Annotated in this window: 18 protein-coding genes; 14 read left to right on the plus strand and 4 right to left on the minus strand. The window is 64.3% G+C overall.

Annotation, left to right across the window (positions count from 1 at the left end):
- Positions 1–87: 87 nt before the first annotated feature.
- The 4 genes from nirB to BLR71_RS14070 all read right to left on the minus strand — a co-directional run bounded on the left by nirB (position 88) and on the right by BLR71_RS14070 (position 5,974).
- Positions 88–2,670: a nitrite reductase large subunit NirB gene (nirB, locus tag BLR71_RS14055; protein WP_092527720.1), complete on the minus strand. Its 2,583-nt coding sequence runs from the start codon at positions 2,668–2,670 to the stop codon at positions 88–90.
- Positions 2,667–4,013, minus strand: a complete 1,347-nt coding sequence (locus tag BLR71_RS14060) for an NAD(P)/FAD-dependent oxidoreductase (protein WP_092527723.1) — start codon at positions 4,011–4,013, stop codon at positions 2,667–2,669. Before BLR71_RS14060 ends, nirB begins: the two co-directional genes overlap by 4 nt.
- A gap of 345 nt (positions 4,014–4,358) precedes the next feature.
- Positions 4,359–5,384, minus strand: a complete 1,026-nt coding sequence (locus BLR71_RS14065) for a CmpA/NrtA family ABC transporter substrate-binding protein (RefSeq protein WP_092527726.1) — start codon at positions 5,382–5,384, stop codon at positions 4,359–4,361.
- Entirely contained in the window at positions 5,381–5,974 is a 594-nt protein-coding gene (locus BLR71_RS14070; protein ID WP_092527729.1) for an ANTAR domain-containing response regulator, read from the minus strand. The genes BLR71_RS14065 and BLR71_RS14070 overlap by 4 nt, the downstream gene beginning before the upstream one ends.
- Positions 5,975–6,490: 516 nt before the next feature.
- On the opposite strand from BLR71_RS14070, the gene BLR71_RS14075 reads away from it, so the two are divergent.
- From BLR71_RS14075 to BLR71_RS14140, 14 genes are all read left to right on the plus strand, one after another.
- Entirely contained in the window at positions 6,491–9,241 is a 2,751-nt protein-coding gene (locus BLR71_RS14075; RefSeq protein WP_092527732.1) for a nitrate reductase, read from the plus strand.
- A 12-nt stretch (positions 9,242–9,253) separates the two neighbouring features.
- On the plus strand, positions 9,254–10,219 hold the full coding sequence (cobA, locus tag BLR71_RS14080) for a uroporphyrinogen-III C-methyltransferase (protein WP_245696482.1): 966 nt from the start codon (positions 9,254–9,256) through the stop codon (positions 10,217–10,219).
- A gap of 436 nt (positions 10,220–10,655) precedes the next feature.
- Positions 10,656–12,644 carry a methyl-accepting chemotaxis protein gene (locus BLR71_RS14085; RefSeq protein WP_245696484.1) on the plus strand — a complete coding sequence of 663 codons (1,989 nt, stop codon included), beginning with the start codon at positions 10,656–10,658 and terminating at the stop codon, positions 12,642–12,644.
- Positions 12,645–12,933: 289 nt separating this feature from the next.
- Positions 12,934–13,917 (plus strand): DnaJ C-terminal domain-containing protein, encoded by a 984-nt coding sequence (locus tag BLR71_RS14090; RefSeq protein ID WP_245696485.1) that lies wholly within the window; start codon positions 12,934–12,936, stop codon positions 13,915–13,917.
- A complete protein-coding gene (locus BLR71_RS14095) occupies positions 13,904–14,227 on the plus strand; it encodes a chaperone modulator CbpM (protein WP_092527738.1) in 324 nt (107 codons plus the stop codon). The genes BLR71_RS14090 and BLR71_RS14095 overlap by 14 nt, the downstream gene beginning before the upstream one ends.
- Positions 14,224–15,804, plus strand: coding sequence for a F0F1 ATP synthase subunit beta (atpD, locus tag BLR71_RS14100; protein ID WP_092527741.1), 1,581 nt, complete (start codon positions 14,224–14,226; stop codon positions 15,802–15,804). The genes BLR71_RS14095 and atpD overlap by 4 nt, the downstream gene beginning before the upstream one ends.
- Positions 15,779–16,201, plus strand: coding sequence for a F0F1 ATP synthase subunit epsilon (locus tag BLR71_RS14105; protein ID WP_245696486.1), 423 nt, complete (start codon positions 15,779–15,781; stop codon positions 16,199–16,201). Before atpD ends, BLR71_RS14105 begins: the two co-directional genes overlap by 26 nt.
- The gene (locus tag BLR71_RS14110) at positions 16,194–16,598 is read left to right on the plus strand and encodes an AtpZ/AtpI family protein (protein ID WP_092527744.1); all 405 of its coding nucleotides are present in this window, start codon (positions 16,194–16,196) and stop codon (positions 16,596–16,598) included. The genes BLR71_RS14105 and BLR71_RS14110 overlap by 8 nt, the downstream gene beginning before the upstream one ends.
- Positions 16,591–16,947, plus strand: a complete 357-nt coding sequence (locus tag BLR71_RS14115; RefSeq protein ID WP_217629337.1) for an ATP synthase subunit I — start codon at positions 16,591–16,593, stop codon at positions 16,945–16,947. The genes BLR71_RS14110 and BLR71_RS14115 overlap by 8 nt, the downstream gene beginning before the upstream one ends.
- Positions 16,931–17,647: a F0F1 ATP synthase subunit A gene (locus tag BLR71_RS14120; protein ID WP_092527747.1), complete on the plus strand. Its 717-nt coding sequence runs from the start codon at positions 16,931–16,933 to the stop codon at positions 17,645–17,647. Before BLR71_RS14115 ends, BLR71_RS14120 begins: the two co-directional genes overlap by 17 nt.
- A 97-nt stretch (positions 17,648–17,744) precedes the next feature.
- Positions 17,745–18,026, plus strand: a complete 282-nt coding sequence (locus BLR71_RS14125; protein WP_092527749.1) for a F0F1 ATP synthase subunit C — start codon at positions 17,745–17,747, stop codon at positions 18,024–18,026.
- A 3-nt stretch (positions 18,027–18,029) separates the two neighbouring features.
- The gene (locus BLR71_RS14130) at positions 18,030–18,848 is read left to right on the plus strand and encodes a F0F1 ATP synthase subunit B family protein (RefSeq protein WP_092527752.1); all 819 of its coding nucleotides are present in this window, start codon (positions 18,030–18,032) and stop codon (positions 18,846–18,848) included.
- A gap of 71 nt (positions 18,849–18,919) precedes the next feature.
- Positions 18,920–20,491 (plus strand): alternate F1F0 ATPase, F1 subunit alpha, encoded by a 1,572-nt coding sequence (locus BLR71_RS14135; RefSeq protein WP_092527859.1) that lies wholly within the window; start codon positions 18,920–18,922, stop codon positions 20,489–20,491.
- A complete protein-coding gene (locus BLR71_RS14140; RefSeq protein WP_092527755.1) occupies positions 20,488–21,393 on the plus strand; it encodes a F0F1 ATP synthase subunit gamma in 906 nt (301 codons plus the stop codon). Before BLR71_RS14135 ends, BLR71_RS14140 begins: the two co-directional genes overlap by 4 nt.
- Positions 21,394–21,411 lie beyond the last annotated feature (18 nt).

A 21,411-nucleotide genomic window follows, 5' to 3' on the forward strand; every position in this document is an offset into this window, starting at 1 on the left:
CATGGGCGCTACTTTGGCCACCCATGGCCAAAACCCCCTCGCTTGGCCTTGTCCCCGGCGGTCATCCCGGTGTTGGCAACGACTCGTTTACGCCGGACGCAGCTGGCCGCGCTCCTCGGTGACGATGATGTCCGGGTCCGGGCGCGAGTCGTTGACGAAGCTGCGGAAGCGCTTGAGCTTCTCGGGGTCGTCGAGGGCGTTGGCCCACTCGCATTCGTAGCTGCCGATGACGTGGCGCATCTGGCTTTCCAGTTCCTCGCCCAGCCCCAGGCTGTCGTCGATCACCACGTCCTTGAGGTAGTCGAGTCCACCCTCGAGATTCTCGCGCCACACCGAGGTGCGCTGCAGGCGGTCAGCGGTCCGCACGTAGAACATCAGGAAGCGGTCGATGGTGCGGATCAGCGCCTCGTCGTCGAGGTCGGTAGCGAACAGTTCGCCGTGGCGGGGGCGCATGCCGCCGTTGCCGCATACGTAGAGGTTCCAGCCGTTTTCGGTGGCGATCACGCCGACGTCCTTGCTCTGGGCCTCTGCGCACTCGCGGGTGCAACCGGAGACGGCGAACTTGATCTTGTGCGGTGAGCGCAGGCCCTTGTAGCGGTTTTCCAGGTAGATCGCCATGCCCACGCTGTCTTGCACGCCGTAGCGGCACCAGGTGCTGCCAACACAGGATTTCACGGTGCGCAGTGACTTGCCGTAGGCGTGACCGGTCTCGAAACCCTCGGCGATCAGCTCGCTCCAGATATCCGGCAACTGCTCGAGGCGGGCGCCGAACAGGTCGACACGCTGGCCGCCGGTGATCTTGGTATAGAGCCCGTACTTCTCGCCGACCTCGCCCAGCACGCGCAGCTTGCTTGGGGTGATCTCGCCGCCGGGAATGCGCGGCACCACCGAATAGGTGCCGTTCTTCTGCATGTTGGCCATGAAGGTATCGTTGGTGTCCTGCAGTGGCACATGGGCGGCATCGGTGATCGGCTCGTTAAAGCAGGAGGCGAGGATCGAGGCCACCGCCGGCTTGCAGATGTCGCAGCCAAGTATCGGGGCTGATGAAGAGCCAAGTTTCGGGGCTGATGAAGAGCCCAGGCTCGGTGTCGACGAGGCACCGTGCTTTTCGATCAACTCGCTGAAGGTCTTGATGCCCTCGACACGGACGATCGAATAGAGCTCCTGACGGGTGTGGGTGAAGTGCTCGCAGATCGAGTGATCGACCTCCACGCCGCGGGCCTCGAGTTCATGGTCGACCACGCTCTTGAGCAGGGCGGTGCAGCCGCCGCAGCCGGTGCTGGCCTTGGTCTCTGACTTGATGGCGCCCAGGTCGCAGGCACCGGCATCGATGGTCTCGCAGATCTTGCCCTTGGTGACATTGTGGCAGGAGCAGATGGTCGCGCCCTCGGGCAGGGCGTCGGCGCCGAGGGTGGGGGCGCCCTCGACGCTGGGGAGGATCAGCGAGGCCGGGTCCGCCGGTAGCGCGATGCCGTTCTGAGCGTATTGCAAGAGGGTATCGTAGGAGGCGTTGTCGCCCACCAGCACCGCGCCGATCACGCGCTTGCCATCGCCGCTGACCACCAGCCGACGATAGACGCAAGTTGCCTCGTCGCTGTAGCGATAGCTGATGGCGCCGTCGGTTGTGCCGTGGGCATCGCCGATCGAACCGACATCGACACCCAGTAGCTTGAGCTTGGTGGACATGTCGGCGCCCGCGAAACGCTCGCCGGCAGGCTCTGGCCCGCGAAAGGGGCCGGACAGGGCGTCGGCCGCGCAGCGCGCCATGGTATAGCCCGGCGCCACCAGGCCGAAGATGCGGTTGTCCCACAGTGCGCACTCGCCGATAGCGAAGATCTCCGGGTCCGAGGTGCGACATTCGTCGTCGATGACGATGCCGCCGCGCTCGCCGATCTCCAGCCGACATTCGCGGGCCAGGGTGTCCTGCGGGCGGATACCGGCGGAAAACACGATCAGGTCGGTCTCCAGGTATTCACCGTCCTGGAAGGTCATGCGATAGCGATAGTCGTCGCCGGCGGTGATCTCGGTGGTGGCGCGGTTGAGATGCACGCCCACGCCGAGTTCCTCGATCTTTTCGCGCAGTGCCGTGCCGCCCTGGTCGTCGAGCTGGACCGGCATCAGGCGCGGGGCGAACTCCACCACATGCGCCTCCAGCTCCAGCGACTTCAGCGCATTGGCGGCCTCCAGGCCCAGCAGGCCGCCGCCTACGACCACGCCGCGCCGGGCATCGGTCGCCGCCGCGCGGATGGTGTCCAGGTCGTCCAGGGTACGGTAGACCAGCCGGTTGGGCTGGCCCGTCTCGGCGCCGGGGATCGGCGGCACGAACGGGTAGGAGCCGGTGGCCAGCACCAGGCTGTCGTAGCGATAGCGGCCCTGGTCGGTGACGACCTCACGGTTTTCGCGGTCGATGCGGCTCACCGCCTCGCCGAGGCGCAGGGTGATGTCGTGGGTGGCATAGAAGTCCGCCTCGCCGAGCGCCAGGTCGGCGGCATCGCGGCCGCTGAAGTATTCCGAGAGGTGCACTCGGTCATAGGCCGGGTGGCGTTCCTCGCCGAATACGGTGATGCGGAAGTGATCGACACTGCCGCGCTCGACCAGTTGCTCGACCAGGTGATGGCCGACCATGCCGTTACCGATGATGATCAGGTCTTGGGGAGTGGGCGTCGTCATGCGGCGGCCTCCTGAGTGGCGTTGTTGGAAGGGGCGTTCTCGAGCAAGGGGACGGCATCGCCGGCCCCGAACAGTAGGGCTTGGCGGCCAGCCGACAGGTCTTGTCCGGCTAGCGACTGTTCGAAGTACCAGGGACCGGCGGCGGTATCGCCGTAGAGCACGGCCCCCTCGAGTCGGTTGTCGCGCAGCAGCAGGCGGCGATAGTCGCCCTGCTGCGGGTCGTGGTAGCAGAGCACCTCGTGGTCGTCCTCGGGCTCGATGGGGCCGAAGGCGTAAAGCGAGACGCCGCTGATCTTGAGCTTGGTGGCGGTAGGGCGTTCGACGTAGCCAGCCACTGGTGCCGCGTCTTTATCACGGCAGAGGTGATCGGCTAGGACCTCGACTTGGCGCCAGATCGGTTCCACCAGGCCGTAGGTGGTGCCCCGGAACTGGCAGCATTCGCCGAGGGCGTGGATGGCTGGGTCCGAGGCGGTGAGGTGTGCGTCGACCACGATGGCGCGGTCCACTTCTAGGCCGGCGGCGCGGCCCAGCTCGGCATTGGGGGTGATACCGGCGGCGATCACCACGCAGTCGGCGGCGAGGCGTCGCCCGTCTTCCAGGTTCACGGCCCTGACTCGCCCCTCGGCATCGCCCTCCAGATTGGCCAGACGGGCACCGGTGATAATCCCCAGGCCGCGCCGGGTCAGCTCGTCTTCCAGTAGCCCGGCGGCGGTGGCATCGAGTTGGCGGTTCATCAAACGATTCGCGCGCTGCAGCACCTTGACCGTCAATTCCGGGGGCGACTGGCCTTCGTCATCGCAGCTGCGCTCGGTCTGGGTCCGCGCCTGCTTGCGCAACCCCTCGGCGGCCTCGAGGCCCAGCAGCCCACCGCCGACCACCACCGCGTGGCCGCCCTGCTCGGCGGCACGGGTTAGCGCGGCGACATCGCCAAGGTCGCGAAAGCCGTGCACGCCCTCAAGGTCGATACCCTCAATGGCGGGTATGGCCGGGCGCGAGCCGGTTGCCATCACCAGTCGGTCGTAGCGGAGGGTGTCGCCGCCGCTGGTGACGAGGCGACGTGCCTGGCGGTCGATCTCGACGACTCGCTGGCCGAGCTTCAGGTCGATGCCATGTTCGCTGTACCAGCGGGTATCCCGCAGGGTCAGGGCCTCACGATCCATCTCCCCGGCCAGCCATGGCGATAGCAGAATGCGGTTATAGGCCGGGGCGGTTTCCTCGCCGATCACGGTGATACGCCCCGGGCGACCGGGGCGTTCGAGCAGGGCCTCCAGCAGGCGGTGGCCGGCCATGCCATTGCCGATGATCACTAGATGCTCGGGGCAAGATGTCGGGTGAGGGGTCATGGCGCCTCTCCTCCAGCGGTCGGGTCCTTGCCGTGTGTCGTTATGCGGCCGGCTCGTTATGTTGAGTGCGGCGCTAAACGCACGGCATAAAAAAACGCCCGGCCGGGCACTGCCGCGTGGTGCGGCAGTACCTGGCCGGACGTCTTCGTCCGTGGCTGAGCGGCGACCGCCATTGGTCGCTACTAGCCCGTCGGGGTCACCCCTGGCGTTAGGGGCGATACTGTTGGATGCAATGCATGGAGCCTGCCAAGGGCCCCTGTGGTAGATTTTTTTATTTTATAAGCAGTGGGTTAAGCCAGATGAGAAGGCGCCGGCCGGCTTGGCCGACGCCTCTTAAGGCGCACATCATTGGTGCGTGGCGGCATCGAAGTGCACGGGGGAGTAGCATTCATCGAGGGTGGCTCGATCCAGGTGACGACCGTTGTCGCGCATCTGCTGATCCATTTGCTCGGCAAAGAGCCCGGCGGCCTCGACATCGGGTCGCAGCACGCCCGGCCCGTAGAGCTGCTGGCAGATCGGCGGCTCGTCCAGCGGCAGGTGCGAAAGATGGCTTATCGAGCGGTCCAGGTAGGGCGGCAGGGCCAGCCACTCCCGGGCCTGGCGCCGGTGAGCGGGGTCGGCCGCGAGCCACTCGCTGGCCTCCCAGATCGCACGAATCAGGCGGGATAGGGTGGCGGGGTAGCGGTTGGCCCAGGAGCGGGTCACGCCCAGCACTTTTTCCGCAGGCGTGCCCCACAGCTGGGCTCCGGTAGCGACGATACGGCCGGCCTGTTGCGATTCAGCAAGCGAGCCCCAGGGTTCACCCACGCAGAAGCCATCGATGCTTCCGGCCTCCAGGGCCTCGACCGTTTGCGATGGAGGCAGGACGGTCAGCGTTACGTCCCGGTCTGGGTTCAGGCCACCGAGGCTCAGCCAGTGGCGCAGTTGATAGTGCTGGCAGGAATGCGGGTAGACCATGGCCAGGGTCAGCTTGCGGTCGGTTTGTCGGCTCAAGTAGTCGGCGAGGGCGCGAGCACTGTCGGCCGGGCCCTGCCGATGGTCGGCGCCGCTGGCATCGGCAAGCCCATTGGCGAGGACGATGGCGTTGCCGTTACGCCCCAGGGTGATCGGCGCCAGGGTGTCGCAGGGCGCGCGGCCGAGACCAAGGCTCATTGCCAGCGGCAGCGGGGCCAGCATCTGGGCGCCATCCAGCAGGCCGGCGGCGACCCGGTCGCGTAGGGTTGACCAGGCGTTCTGGCGCGACAGGGTAACCTCGATGCCCTGGGCGGCGAAGAAGCCCTGCTCCCGGGCGACCACCAGCAGGGCGCAGTCGAGCAGCGGCACGAAACCCAGCGTCAGCCGGTCGAGTTCGGCATCTTGCAGCATAGTCATTGGCCCTTCTCCAGGGGTTCGAGAATATCGATGACGCTCTTGGCGACCTCGAAGATGCGCTGACTGCGATCCATGGCGATCTTGCGCAGCATGCGGTAGGCCTCTTCTTCTCCGCAGTTCTGGTGTTGCATCAACAGGCCCTTGGCACGTTCGATGCGCTTGCGTTCAGCAAGCTTGTTGCGCGCCTTGTCGAGCTCGGTGCGCATCGACTGGAAGGCATCGAAGCGGGCGATGGCGACATCGATGATGGCGCGCACCCTGCCCGGTACCAAGCCATCGACCACATAGGCGCTGACCCCGGACTTGAGTGCCGCTTGCATGATGTCGGAGTCGTGCTGGTCGGCGAAGAAGACCACCGGGCGGGGGTTCTCCCGATTGAGCAGCGCCATGCTGTCGAGGGTGTCGCGGTCGGGGGACTCCATGTCGATGATCACCACGTCGGGCTCGTGGCGGGCGACCATCTCGTTGAGACTGGTGGGGTTCTGCAGCCGACAGATGACTTGGTGGCCCTCTGCGGTGAGTGCCTCCTCGACCATGGCGGCGCGTACAACCTCGTCGTCGACCAGCAGGATGTTGAGTGGTGGGGGCATGGCGGTGACTCGCGATGTTCGATGGATGTCATGCAGCGTCTACCGGGTCATGCAAGGAATGTTCCGTCTAGTCGCATTTTTTAGCGAAGATGCACTGATGCGGCGCAGTTGGCGCAGCCTTTTACAGCGCGTGCAGCGCTCGACGTTGGCGGGAAGACAGTCGCGGGGAAATCTGGTGAGTGAGCTGTGATGGTGCGATATCGTGCTGAGATGTCGCCTGATGGTGCGTCGTATGAGGCTAGGCCGACCGAGCCCGCGCTCGATTGACTGCACTCGCAAGCCGAGCAGCCCCGTCGCGGCGGGCCCTGGCCGGGATACAGGCTCTTGGCCGTCTTTAGTTGGCATGTGGCTTGCTAGGTAGAGGCTAACAACGAGGCGCCAATGACGGCGCGCTCATCCAGACAATGGCGTCCGGCTCCCTGCCTCTCACGGCAGCGGAGCCGGGCGCTTTTTTTAAGGGGCGGCCCGGCGGCGAGGTGCGATAGACCACGGGCGATCAGGAAAGGAGAGAGCCGTATGCATCAGGTGCGGACGACCTGCCCCTACTGCGGCGTCGGCTGTGGTGTCGTGGCCGATATAGCGGATGGGATCATGACTTCGGTCGACGGCGACCGAGAACACCCCGCCAACTTCGGCCGGCTCTGCGTCAAGGGCTCGGCGCTACACGAGACGCTGGGCGAGCCGGGACGGCTGACCCGGCCTCGGGTCGATGGTCGTGAGGTCGACTGGGACGCGGCGTTGGATACCGTGGCGGAAAGGCTTACTGCCACTCGCCAGGCGCATGGCGATGAGGCGGTGGCGGCCTACCTGTCCGGTCAACTGCTGACCGAGGATTACTATGTGGCCAACAAGCTCTTCAAGGGCTTCCTTGGCACCCCGCATCTGGATACCAACTCGCGGCTGTGCATGGCGTCGGCAGTGGCCGGCTACAAACGTTCCTTCGGCGCCGATGCCGTGCCCAGCAACTACGAGGATCTGGAAGAGGCGGAGCTGGTGGTGCTGGTGGGCTCGAATCTGGCCTGGAACCATCCGGTCATCTACCAGCGCCTGCGCACCGCCAAGGCTCGCAATCCGCTGATGCGGGTGGTGGTGATCGACCCTCGGGTCACCGACAGCTGCGAGATAGCCGATCTCTACCTGGGCCTGGCGCCGGGCAGCGATGCACGCCTGTTCAACGGCTTGCTGGCCTTCATGGCGGACAAGGGACGCCTCGATCGCGTCTACCTGGAAGGCCACGCCGATGGCCTGGACGAGGCGCTGGCCGCTGCCCGGGAAGGCGACGCCTCGGTGGAGGCGGTGGCCGCTGCCCGGGAAGGCGACGCCTCGGTGGAGGCGGTGGCCATCGATTGTGATCTCGACCCCGAGGCGTTGCAGACCTTCTACTACTGGTTCGCCAGCCAACTGCACGTGGTCACCCTCTATTCCCAGGGCATCAACCAGTCGAGCAGCGGCACCGACAAGTGCAACGCCATCATCAACTGCCACCTGGCCGGCGGCAAGATTGGCCTGCCGGGTGCCGGCCCTTTCTCGATCACCGGCCAGCCCAATGCCATGGGCGGGCGCGAGGTCGGCGGACTGGCCAACCAGTTGGCCGCTCATATGGACTATGACACCCCCGGCGCCCTCGATCGGGTCACGCGCTTCTGGGCCACCGAGTCTCTAACGCCGACCCTGCCGGAGGGGCCCGGCCACAAGGCGGTGGCGCTGTTCGAGGCCATCGAACGCGGCGAGGTGCAGGCGCTATGGGTGATGGCCACCAATCCGGCCGTCAGCCTGCCGGAGGCCAACCGGGTGCGCGCGGCGCTGGCCAAGTGCCCGCTGGTGATCGTCTCCGAGTGCATGGCCAATACCGATCTGATCGCCTATGCCGACATCGTGCTGCCGGCGTCTTCCTGGTCGGAGAAGGATGGCACGGTCACCAACTCCGAGCGTTGCATCTCGCGCCAGCGCGGCATGCTGCCGCCTCCCGGCGAGGCTCGCCACGACTGGTGGATCATCAGCCAGGTAGCAAAGCGCCTGGGGTATGGCGAAGCCTTCGACTACAGCCATCCCGCCGAGATCTTCGATGAGCACGCCCGCCTTTCCGGTTTCGAGAATGACGCGGCCGCGCGCGGCAAGGGCTTTCGTCTGTTCGACATCTCGGGTCTGGCCGGGCTCGATCGCGACGGCTACGACGCCTTGGCGCCGATCCAGTGGCCGGTCAATGCCGCCGCGCCCAAGGGCACCGCCCGCCTGTTCGAGGATGGGCGCTTCGCCACGCCGAGCGGGCGGGCCCGCTTGCTGCCGGTGCGCCCACGGGGACCGGCTCAGGCGCTCGATGACACCCGCCCCCTGCGGCTCAACACCGGCCGGGTGCGCGATCAGTGGCACACCATGACCCGCACCGGTCGTGCTCCGCGGCTCATGAACCATCGTGCCGAGCCTTTTATAGAGGTGCATCCCGAGGATGCGCTGGCGGCAGGCCTCGGCGACCAGCAACTGGCGCGGCTCAGTGGTGCCGACGGTGACTACCTGGGGCGGGTTCGGCTTGCCAAGGGCCAGCGGCGTGGCGAGGTCTTCGTGCCCATGCACTGGACCGATCAATTCAGCAAGAGGGCCCGCATGGGCGGACTGCTCAGTGCCCACCTCGATCCATTCTCCGGCCAGCCGGAATCCAAGCATGGCGCCGTAGCGCTGGACCCGCTTCAGCTTTGCTGGGAGGCCACACTGCTGGTGGCCGCCGACCTGACTGCCGAGGCCGCCTGGCGAGACGAAGCCACCTATTGGTCGCGTATCCCGCTGGCCCATGGCGAGCGCTGGCAGCTCGCCGGTGGCGAGACTGACAAGGGGGCTGCCGATCTCGACGACTGGCTGGCGCGGCTATCGGCCTGGCTGCCGGTGGCGCCGACCCTGTGGTGCTCCGACCCGACGAGCGGCCGGCTGCGTGCTGCGGGAGTCGCCGATGGTCGTCTGCGCTGGTGGTTAATGGTGGGTCCGCCAGCGGAGTTGCCGGGGCTTTCCTGGTTGGACGAGCGCCTCGCCGAGGCAGCACGTGGGGATTGCCTCACCGATGACGCGCGGCGGCGACTGCTGGCCGGCTGCGCCAGCGGCGAGGCCGATGCCGGCCCGCTGGTCTGCAGCTGTCATCAGGTCGGTCAGAAATCCATCGTCGCGGCCATTCAGGACGGGGATGCCAGTGTCGAGGCATTGGGTGCCCGGCTCGCCTGCGGCACCCAATGCGGCAGCTGCATTCCCGAACTCAAATCCCTTATCGAAGAAAGTGCCTAACAGGAGCCTGTCATGCGGACGTTGACAAGAAGCGGGAAAAACAAGCCCTTTGAGGCCATGAGCGTGCTGGTTCGCCTGGGTCATGCCCTGTCTCGGGCTATTTCACGGGCCATGCCACGGGGAATATTGAGAGAGCCGCTGGGCACCGTAGGCCCGGCGGTCGATGCCCTTGGCACGCGATACAACACGGTGGCTGGTCGCTGTCGCGCCGGCACGGTGTATCTGGTCGGCGCCGGCAGCGGCGATTGCGAGCTCTTGACCCTGAAGGCCGCGCGGCTACTTCAAGAGGCCGATGCGGTGGTCTACGACCGCCTGATCGGCGACGACGTTCTGGCGCTGATTCCACCTCGCCGGGAGCGCTATTACGTCGGCAAGGCCCGAGGCCAGCACAGCGTGCCCCAGGCCGAGATCGGCGCGCTACTGGTACGACTGGCCCAGGAAGGCAAATCGGTGGTGCGTCTGAAGGGGGGTGATCCCGGCGTCTTCGGGCGCATGGGCGAAGAGCTTGCGGAACTCGGCGCCGCCCAGGTACCCGCCGAGATCGTGCCCGGCATTACCGCGGCTTCGGCGGCCGCCGCCAGCCTTGGCATTCCGCTCACCGACCGGGCCCATGCCCAGCAGCTGCGGTTGGTCACCGCCCAGCTGTGTCGCGAGGGCGGCGAGCCGGACTGGGCATCGCTTGCCCGCCGCGACGAGACCCTGGTGTTCTACATGGGGCTATCGAAGGTTGAGGCGATCTGCGCCGGGCTGCGCGGTGCCGGGCTTCCCGATGACTGGCCGATCATGCTGGTTGCTAATGCCAGCCTGCCCGAGCAGGCGGCTCTTACCGGCACCCTGGCCGACATGCCCGGGCGTCTCGCGGCATCGCCGTTGCCGTCGCCGTGCCTGATCGTGGTGGGCAGCGTGGTCGGCATGGTCGAGCACTCACCGGTGGCCTTGGCAGACCAATACCCGCCGTTTGGACATCGCCGACCATGACGCAGGCAATGAGGTTGGCGTCGCAGGTGTCGGAGAAAGGTGCCGCTGATTGTTGAGTGGCAGATATGCGCAGGGGGCGTAGACGGCGCTTCATTTTTTGATATGGATCAATGTTGCCATCTTGTTGTTTTCCTTACTCGTGACCTTTTCGGTCTAAAAAACCGTATTTTTGGATCTATAAGGTATATGTCACCCCCTTGTATTTTTTATTTAACTGTAATTATTAAAAAGCATAGATTTTTGAGCCTTTTTTTATGGTAATTACAGATGATTTTTCTTTTTGGCCGTAGGCTTCGGGCGGTGAAAGCATTTGGCTGATCTGCCGATGAGTCATCGATGTAGGGCGGGTGGCGACAAGGAATAAAGCGACCCGAAAAAAGAATTCAAGCTCAATAACCTCGAGCAAAGCCCAAGATTTCAAGAAGAGTGATTGTTGATGAAGAATTTACTCAACCGCATAACCATGGGGCGAAAGTTCGTGCTGACGCTGGCACTTCCTTTGCTTGCCATGGCTTACTTTGCGATCAGCGGTATCGTCGAACGCCAGCAAATGGCCACTAGCATGAAGCATCTTCAGTCGCTTACTGCCATGGCGCAGCAGGCTGGCGACCTCGTGCATCAGCTTCAGCGTGAGCGGGGTATGACGGCAGGCTTTCTAGGCAGTGAGGGGAAAATTTTTGGCGGGAAGCTGCGTGAGCAGCGACAGTCTACCGACTTTCAGGCCAAGGCCTTTGAGCGTCACGTTGAAGGGTTGAGTGATGACAACCTAGGCACTGAAATGCTGGATCATATTGGTGCCATTCGCCAACAGCTGACATCCATAGACGGGCTGCGTCAAAGCGTGGACGGGTTTACGGTGCCCACTGGCGAGGTCATCGCGAACTATACCAATCTCAATGCCGATCTGATGGAAGTGGTCGCCATGATGAGCCATGCCACTCAGCAAGCGAGTGTCTCTCGTCGTCTTGGCGCTTACTATAATCTGTTGAAAGCCAAGGATCTCGCCGGTATCGAGAGAGCTGTATTGTCGAGTGCCTTCGGCGCCGATCAAATAAGCCCGGCGACGTTTCAGCGCTTCTTGAGCCTGATCGGCAAAGAACAAGCATTTTTAGCGAGTTTTCGCGCCATGGCTGAAGATGCCATGAGTCAACGCCTCGATGACGCCTTGTCCGGGCCTGATATCGAGCGATTAAAGGAGCTGCGTGAGTTGGTCATGCAGCGTGCTGACCAGGGTGGCTTCGGTGTCGACCCTGAGCAATGGTTCGAATGGCAGACGGTCAAGCTTGGCCGCCTGAAGGCCGTGGAGGATGCCGTGGCCGAGGATGTGTTGGCCACCACCGGCGATCTGTATGAAACGGCGCGCAATGATTTGCTGCGGTATGTCGTGATTGCCCTCCTGGCCTTTGGCTTGGCGACACTGTTGGCAACGCTGATCGTGCGAAGTATCACTGTGCCTCTCAAGCATGCGCTTGCCAGCATCCAATCGCGGGGTGGCGACTTGACCCTGCGCCTGGATGTGACAGGTAGCGATGAGCTGTCGCAACTCTATCGAGCCTTCAATGAATCCACTGCTAGTACCGAGCAGTTGGTGGCGAATACCAAGCAGACGGCGATGAGTGTGAAAGTGGCGAGCGGCGAAATCGCCAAAGGGAATCAGGACTTGGCCCAGCGTACCGAGGAGCAGTCAGCCTCGTTGGTGGAAACCGCATCAAGCATGGAGCAAATGACCGCTACCGTGCATCAGACCACCGACAATGCCCGTGAAGCACAGAAAGTGTCTGACGAAGTGGCTGAACAGGCACGGCAGGCCAGCCAAGTGGCGACTCAGGCGCGTGCGGCGATGACTCAGCTTCACGAGGCGAATCAGCAGGTCGCCAGTATCATTTCCACCATCGATAATATTGCCTTTCAGACTAACCTGCTGGCACTCAATGCATCGGTTGAGGCGGCACGCGCGGGTGAGCATGGACGTGGCTTTGCCGTGGTGGCCGCTGAAGTTCGCAATCTGGCGAGTCGGAGTGCCAGTGAAGCCGACCATATCCGCAAGCTGATCGACAACAACGTGGCCAAGGTCAATGAAGGCGACACCTTGGTCACCAATACCAGCGATACACTGGAAGCTATCGCCGATCGAGTGAAGCAGATGGCTGGGCTGGTAGCCGAGATTACGGCGGCAACCACGGAAGAATCCTCTGGCATCGAGCAAATCAATCAAGCCATGACGCAACTCGAGGAAGTGACGCAGCATAACGCTGCACTGGTGGAGCAGATGGCGGCGGCGAGCAAGTCGCTGGATGAACAGTCCGATGACTTGGGCGAAACGATCGGTCGATTCAAGGTCAGCCCTGACCTGGAGCAAGGCATGAGCCGTCAGGAGAGCAGGCCTATGCTCGTGAGCAATCGACAAACAGAAGAGGCGTTCTGATCACGCTCGACTAACTACCCCGGTGTTCTGTGGCTAGGCCACGTCATCCCACCTCTAGCGCTGATGAGCCACGTCGGTCTGTTTCTCGACTGACGTGGCTTTTTTCATATGTCGGCTTATGTCGTGCTCACCAAACGAGTTTTTTCGCGCTTTGTCGTGGTGATAAGTACGTTCTGGATGAGCGCTCACTCCCCGGCTGCCGAGAATGCTGCGCAAATGGCCATGACTTGAGCCATATCATTCTCTGAACGAGCGTTTTCAACTAGCTTTGAGACATCGGCGTTCATTCGTGGCACGCCGCCACGCTTGCTCGGAGTCCGGCCAGTTGGAATTCAAGGATTACTATCAGACGCTCGGGGTAGCCAAGACCGCTACCGCCGAGGAGATCAAGAAGGCCTATCGCAAGCTGGCCCGCAAGTACCACCCCGATGTCAGCAAGGAGCCAGATGCCGAGGATCGCATGCAGGCGATCAACGAGGCCAAAGAGGTGCTGGGGGATCCCGAGAAGCGCGCTGCCTATGACCAACTGGGCCAGAACTATCGGGCCGGTCAGGATTTCAGGCCGCCACCGGACTGGGATGCGGGCTTCGAATTCACCGGCCGCGGCTTCGACGGGGCTGAGGCGGACGAATTCAGCGACTTCTTTGCCAACCTGTTCGGTCAGGCCGGACGCCGCAGGCAACACGGCCAGGGGTACCGCATGCGCGGCGAGGACCGCCACGCCAAGGTGGTGATCGACCTGGCCGATGCCTATCAGGGTGCGACGCGCACCATCAGCCTGCAGGTGCCCGAAATGGATGCTCAGGGCCGGGTAGTGACCCGTCAGCACAGCCTCAGTGTCAAGATTCCCAAGGGCGTCAAGGAAGGCCAGCACATTCGCCTGACCGGGCAGGGTAGCCCGGGCATGGGCGGCGGTCCGCCGGGCGATCTGTTTCTGGAAATCCACTTTCACCCCGACCAGGCGTTTCGCGTCGAGGGCCGCGATGTCTACGCCAGTGTGCCGGTGACACCTTGGGAGGCGGCTTTGGGCGCCAGCATCGAAACACCTACGCCCGCAGGGCCGGTCAGGCTCAAGGTGCCTGCTGGCTCGCAGAGTGGGCGTCGACTACGGCTAAAGGGACGCGGCATTCCTGGGCAGGAGCCAGGCGATCTCTATGTGGAACTCACGGTGGTGCTGCCGCCGGCGGATACCGACAAGGCCCGCGAGCTTTACGCCACCATGGCACGGGAGCTCGATTTCGATCCGAGGAGGGCAGGTCATGGCAGACGATAAAGCCGTGCGTGGTGAGTTGATCGATGAGGCCACGCTGACCCTCGAGGAGCTGGCCCGGGCCTGTGCGGTGGAGGCCGACTGGGTCATCGAACGGGTCGAGAGCGGCCTGCTGGCCGATGGCAGCCGCTATGTGAGACGTCAACGCTTAACCAGCCAGCGCTTCACCAGCCGAGACCTGACCCGGGCCCGGCGCCTGCGCCAGGTCGAACGTGACTTCGAGGCCGAGCCGGAGCTCGCCGCACTGGTCGCCGACCTGCTCGAGGAGGTCGAGCGGCTGCGTACCCGGCTTCGCGCAACGGGAGCGGAATGAAAAGCGGGGCAGCCGTGAGTGGGCCTGAGGCCAACCGCGGCGTGGTGTCGGCGGTGCGCGGCAGCGTGGTCGAAGTGCATTTCGATGCCCGCCTGCCAGCGATTCACAGCATCCTGCGGGCTGGCGCCGAGCAGCAGATCGTCATCGAGGTACTGGTGCAGCTCGATGACCACCGGCTGCGTGGCATCGCCCTGACCCCGACTCAGGGGCTGGCTCGCGGCATGCCGGTGGTCGATAGCGGTGGCCCGCTGAAGGCCCCGGTGGGGCGCCAGACCCTGTCGCGGATGTTCGATGTCTTCGGCCGGCCCATTGATCGCCTGCCCGCCCCGGCACCGGTCGAATGGCGCTCGGTGCACCGGGCCCCGCCGCCGCTGGCGAGTCGCTCGACCCAGTCGGCGATCTTTCTGACAGGTATCAAGCTGATCGACGTGCTGGTGCCGCTGGAGCGCGGCGGCAAGGCGGGCCTGTTCGGCGGCGCCGGGGTCGGCAAGACGGTGCTGCTCACCGAGATGATTCACAACATGCTGGGCACCCAGCAGGGCGTCAGCCTGTTCTGCGGCATCGGTGAGCGCTGTCGCGAGGGCGAAGAGCTCTACCGGGAGATGAAGGAGGCCGGGGTGCTGCCCAACATGGTGATGGTGTTCGCGCAGATGAACGAACCGCCCGGGGCGCGTTTCCGGGTCGGCCATGCGGCCCTGACCATGGCCGAGTACTTCCGCGACGACGAGCAGCGCGACGTATTGCTCTTGATCGACAACATCTTCCGCTTCATCCAGGCCGGCGCCGAGGTGTCGGGGCTGATGGGCCAGATGCCCTCGCGGCTCGGCTACCAGCCGACCATGGGCACCGAGCTCTCGGGGCTCGAGGAGCGCATCGCCAATACCGATAGCGGCGCCATCACCTCGATTCAGGCGGTCTATGTACCGGCGGACGACTTCACCGACCCGGCGGCGGTGCACACCTTTTCGCACCTCTCGGCTTCCATCGTGCTGTCGCGCAAGCGGGCCAGCGAAGGCCTGTATCCGGCCATCGACCCACTGCAGTCGAGCTCCAAGATGGCGACCCCCGGCATCGTCGGCGAGCGCCACTACCGGCTGGCCCAGGAAATTCGACGGACTCTCGCCCAGTACGCAGAGCTCAAGGACATTATCGCCATGCTCGGCCTCGAACAGCTTTCTCCAGAGGATCGTAAGGTGGTGGCCCGGGCCCGCCGCCTGGAGCGCTTCCTCACCCAGCCGTTCTTCACCACCGAGCAGTTCACCGGCCTTAGCGGTCGCCTGGTCAGCCTAGAGGATGCCCTGGAGGGCTGTGAACGGATTCTCGCCGACGAGTTCCAGAACGTGCCGGAAAGCGCCCTCTATATGATCGGCGCCATCGATGAAGTGAAGCTCAAGGCTGACGATGAAGCCAAGCGCAAGACGGATGACGCGAGCCGAGGTAACCCTGGCCTAGCCAGGGCCAACCAAGAAGCCAAGGTCAGCGAAGAGGCAACGCATAACGCGCAGACGGGGAAAGCGGGCAAGGAGAAGGCGAGCCAGCAGGAGGCCGGACATGTCGACTCAAGCGACGACGCCTGACGGCTTGATGACCCTCAAGGTGCTACTGCCGTTTCAGGTATTCGTCGAAACCGCAGGAGTGTCGCGGATCGTGGCCGAGACCGTCGAAGGCTATGTCGGCCTGCTGCCCCGGCGGCTTGACTGTGTGGCTGCGCTCGCGCCGGGCATTCTGATCTACGAGACCGCCGCAGAAGGTGAGCGCTATGTTGCCGTGGACGAAGGCGTGATGGTCAAGGCCGGCTCAATGGTGCTGGTATCGGTACGCAGGGCGCTGATGGGCCGCGATCTTGCTGCACTGCATGTGGCGGTAGAGCAGGCCTTCCTCAGCGTGGACGAGCAGGAAAAACGGGTGCGTTCGGTGATGGCCAAGCTGGAAAGCGGCTTTCTCAAGCGCTTCGCAGGCTTCGAACATGACTGAGGCACCGAAGCATGGCAGCGACAAGGGCAAGCCGAGCCTCTCCGAGCAGGTCGGGGCCAAGGCGGCGCGCAAGCTCAAGGCTCGCCGCCACAGAAGCCAGGGCGTCTGGTTCGGGCTTGGCATGATGGGGTTGATCGGCTGGTCGGTGGTGGTGCCGACCCTGGCTGGCGCGATGATTGGAGTATGGCTCGACAAGCGTCATCCGGGGCCGCCGTCCTGGACATTGACGCTACTGCTGGTCGGGTTGGTGATTGGCTGCTGGAATGCCTGGCACTGGGTGTCCAAGGAAGACCGGGCCATCCACGATGCGCAGCGCAACGGCGATGAGGATGAGCCCAGGCCCCAGACAGAGGCTAAGCCCCCACCGGGTAATAGCGAGGAGCAGCGGCGTGACTGAGCGATTCAACGCTTTTGGCCCGATAGTATACGAGGCGCTGTGGGCCTGGGCTCCGGCGTGGCTGGCGGGCCTGGCGCTTGGCGCCTTCTTCTTCGGAGGGCTCTACTGGACCGTTCGCCACGGGCTCGTCTCGACGCGGCCGGCACGGTGGTTTGTGATCAGTCTCGCGGTGCGCCTGGTGGTGACTCTCTATGGCTTCTATCTGGTGGCCGGTGATCAGTGGCCGCGGTTGCTGGCCTGCCTGGTCGGTTTTCTGATCGCCCGCGTGGCGGTCACCTGGCTCACCCGAGGGCCCCGCTCAGCGAATGCCGCCCCGGCCAAGGAGGCCCGTCATGCGCCTGAGCCCTGATGAGATCATCTTCTGGCAGTTCGGCATGCTCAAGCTCAATGCCACCATCCTCTACACTTGGGGACTGATGCTGGTGCTGGTGATCGGCGCTTGGCTGATTACCCGCCGGCTATCGAGCGGCCATCAGCGTTCGCGCTGGCAGAACCTGCTGGAAATCATCGTCACCGGTATCATGGGCCAGATCCGCGACGTGGGCCTCGATCAGCCGCGCCATTATATCGGCTTCATCGGCACCCTCTTTCTGTTCGTGGCCGCGGCGAGTCTCGCCACCATCTTGCCGGGCTATGAGCCGCCGACCGGCTCGCTGTCGACCACCGTGGCCCTGGCACTGACGGTATTCGTCGCGGTGCCGTTCTTCGGTATTGCCGAGCAGGGCCTCGGCGGCTATCTGCGCTCCTACACGCAGCCGACGGTGGTAATGCTGCCCTTCAACATCATCAGCGAGCTGTCGCGGACCCTGGCACTGGCGGTGCGCCTGTTCGGCAACATGATGAGCGGCACCCTGATCATCGCGATTCTGCTCTCCATCACGCCCTTCCTGTTCCCGATCATCATGAACTTGCTGGGTCTGCTCACCGGCATGGTGCAGGCGTATATCTTCAGCATCCTGGCCACCGTCTACATCGCGGCGGCCACCCGCACGCGAAAACCCGAACCCAAGGTCGCCGCGCCGGCCGACGACCAGCCCCCGCCGGAATAGTCGCGGCTATGCCAAAACGGGCCCTGTGCTTTTGCGCCTCTGATCGCTTTTATGCAATGCGCCTCGCTACGGATCAAAACGCCTCACGGAGACTTCTATGGACAGCATGACGCTCATCGCGGTGATCTCGATCTTCACCGCCGGCATTACCACCGGCATTGGCACCATGGGACCGGCGTTCAGCGAGGGGAGGGCGGTCGCGACTGCCCTGACGTCACTGGCCCAGCAGCCGGACGCCTCGGCCACCATTACCCGCACCCTGTTCGTTGGCCTGGCAATGATCGAGTCCACCGCCATCTACTGCTTCGTGGTCTCGATGATCTTGATCTTCGCCAACCCCTTCTGGAATCACGCCATTACGCTGGGCTCGGGGTCCTGAGTCATGATTATCGACTGGTTTACGGTGCTGGCTCAGCTGCTCAATTTCGCCATTCTGGTGTGGCTGATGAAGCGTTTTCTCTATCAGCCGATTCTGAATGCCATTGACGCTCGGGAAAGCCGGATCGCGGCGACCCTGGCCGATGCCGATGCTCGGCAGGCCAAGGCCGATAAGGAGCGCGAGCGCTTCAAGGCGAGCAATGCCGAACTGGAGGCACAGCGCACGGCGTTGATGGCTAAGGCAAGCGAAGAGGCGGCGGCCGAACGCGCGCGGCTGCTCGAGGAGGCTCGTCAGGCCGCCGATGCCATGCGCGATCAGCGCCAGCGTGCGCTGCGCACCGAGGCCGAGCGGCTAAACCAGACGCTGCGGCGCCAGACCCAAGACGAGGTGTTTGCGATGACGCGCCAGGCGCTGTGTGACATGGCCGATGAGGGGCTGGAAGCGCGCCTGGTCGCGGTCTTCCTCAAGCGCTTCGATGAGATGGATGAGGACACCGAGCAGCGCTTCGGTGCGGCGCTCGAGAGTGCGCCTGACAAGGGCGCATCGTCCGTCAGGGTGCGTAGCGCCTTTCCCCTGCCCGACGCCCAACGGGCGGCGATTCGCGAGGCGCTCACGCGGCGCTTTCCCGCTGCGTTTACCCTGGAGGCCTTGGCAACCGGCAGTCTTCTCGGGTTCAAGGTGGCGCCGGAGGTGATCAGCGGCATTGAGCTCAGCGTCAATGGCCAGCAGCTCACCTGGAGCCTCGAGGGCTACCTCGAGGCCCAGCAAGAGGCCGTCGCCGCGCTTTTCAAGGATAGGGTCACGCCGGACGCCGCGTCATGAAGGATGAGCCCCCCAAAACCGGCACCCAAAGCGAGTCTGACGCCGTGAAGGCGTCGGGTCCTGGTGACGTCATGCCCGGACCACCGGCAAGCCTCGAGGCCGTCTTCACCGAGGCCTTCGCCGACCTTCGCGAGGTGCGGGAGAGCACGACCTATGCGCTGTCGACCCACGAAGTGGGCATCGTCACCAGCGTTTCCACGGGCATCGCCCGGGTCGCGGGCCTTCCCAACGTCGGCTTCGAGGAACTGTTGCGCTTTCCCGGTGAGATCTATGGCATTGCCTTCAACATCGACGAGGACGATATCGGGGTGGTGCTGCTGGGCAACTACTGGCAGCTTCAGGCCGGTGATGACGTTGAGCGCACCGGCCGGGTAGTGGATGTGGCGGTGGGCGAGGGCTTGCTTGGACGCATCATCGACCCGCTGGGGCGCGCGTTGGACGGTCAGGGTGCGCTTGTCTCCGATGAGCGCCTGCCCATTGAGCGGCCGGCGACGGCGATCATGGATCGCGCCCGGGTCAGTGAGCCGCTGCAAACCGGCCTCAAGGTCATCGATGCGCTGATCCCGATTGGTCGCGGCCAGCGTGAGCTGATTCTTGGCGACCGTCAGACCGGCAAGACCGCTATCGCGCTGGACGCCATCCTCAATCAGCGCGGTCAGGACCTGGTCTGCGTCTACTGCGCGATTGGCCAGCGGGCCTCGGCGGTGGCCAAGGCGGTGGCCGTGCTGCGTGACAATGAAGCGCTTGCCTATACCGTGGTGGTGGTCACCGAAGGCAATCAGCCGCCGGGACTTTCCTATATTGCGCCCTATGCGGCGACCAGCATCGCCGAGTACTTCATGGAGGCTGGCCGCGATGTGCTGATCGTCTACGACGACCTTACCCAGCACGCCCGTGCCTATCGCGAACTGTCGCTGTTGCTGCGCCGCCCGCCGGGTCGCGAGGCGTTCCCCGGCGACATCTTCTACATCCATTCGCGGCTGTTGGAGCGCGCTACCCACCTGCGCGAGGAACGGGGCGGCGGCTCGCTCACCGCCCTGCCGATCATCGAAACCGAGGCCCAGAATATTGCCGCCTACATTCCCACCAATCTGATCTCGATTACCGATGGCCAGATCTATCTGTCACCGACGCTGTTCGAGCTTGGCGTGCTGCCTGCGGTGGATATCGGCCAGTCGGTATCGCGGGTCGGTGGCAAGGCTCAGCGGGCCGCCTATCGAGTGGCGGCCGGTGATCTAAAGCTGGCCTACGCCCAGTTCGAGGAGCTCGAGACCTTCGTGCGCTTTGGTGCCCGCCTCGACGAGGCTACGCGACAGGTGCTCGAACATGGCCGGCGCATTCGCGCCTGTCTCAAGCAGCCGGCCTTCGCGCCGGTTTCAGTGCCAGCGCAGATCACCCTGCTACTGGCGCTCGGCGAAGGGCTATTCGACTCGCTGCCCCTCGAGAAGATGCCGGCCGCCGAGCAGGCTCTGTATGATGCGGCCGCGACGCTGCCCGAGACGATATGCGAGCGTTTTATTAGCGCCAACACCCTGAGCGATGAAGACCGTCAGGCGGTACTCGACGTGGTCCGCCAGGCGCTGCTTCCGTTTCAGCCGGTCGCCGACGATGCGGCTATCGCCGCCAAGGAGGGGGCGTCGTGATCGAGACCATGGGCAGCCTGCGCCGCAAGATCGACAGTGCCGAGGACCTGCAGTCGGTGGTGCAGACCATGAAAGCGCTGGCGGCCTCGAGCATCGGCCAGTACGAGCACGCAGTGACGGCCCTTGCCGACTACACCCGAACCGTGGAGCTGGGGCTTTCGGCCTGCTTTCGCGAGGCGGCCCTGGCAACGCCGGCGCTAGAGAATACCAGCCCCGGCACTGGTGCTGGGAATGGCGCGGCAACGGGGCCGGTCAGTGCCGTGGTGTTCGGCTCCGACCAGGGCTTGGTGGGGCAGTTCAACGACCTAGTGGCCGACGAGGCGTGTCGTGTGCTCGGCGCATTGCCGGGTACGCCGGAGGTGTGGGCGGTGGGCGAACGGGCGTACGCCCGGTTGGCCGATGCGGGGCTCGAGCCGGCCGGACAGTTCGGCGTGCCGGGCTCGGTGGAGGGGATCGCACCGCTAGTCGGGCAGATCCAGCTTGAAAGTGACGCCCACCGCGATGCCGGCGTTTTCTACGTTTTCCACAACAGACCCAAGCGGGGCTCGCTGTATGAGCCGACCCACCAACGTCTGCTGCCACTCGATGCGGCCTGGCAGCGGCGCCTGTCCAATATTCCCTGGCCGACCCACAACCTGCCCGAGGTGCTCTGCCAGAGCGGCGTCACCCTGCGCGGGCTGATCCATGAATACCTGTTCATTTCGCTGTATCAGGCCTGTGCCGAGTCGCTTGCCAGCGAGAACGCCAGCCGGCTGGCGGCGATGGAGCGCGCCGATCGCAATATCGATGAACTACTGGAGACGCTTCACGGCACCCTGCATCGCCTGCGTCAGAGCTCGATTGATGCCGAGCTTTTTGACGTCGTGTCGGGGTTCGAGGCACAGCCCAAGGATGGCAGCTGAGCAAGCCCCCTGATGACG

The sequence above is a fragment of the Onishia taeanensis genome (assembly GCF_900100755.1).
Lineage (GTDB): Bacteria > Pseudomonadota > Gammaproteobacteria > Pseudomonadales > Halomonadaceae > Onishia > Onishia taeanensis.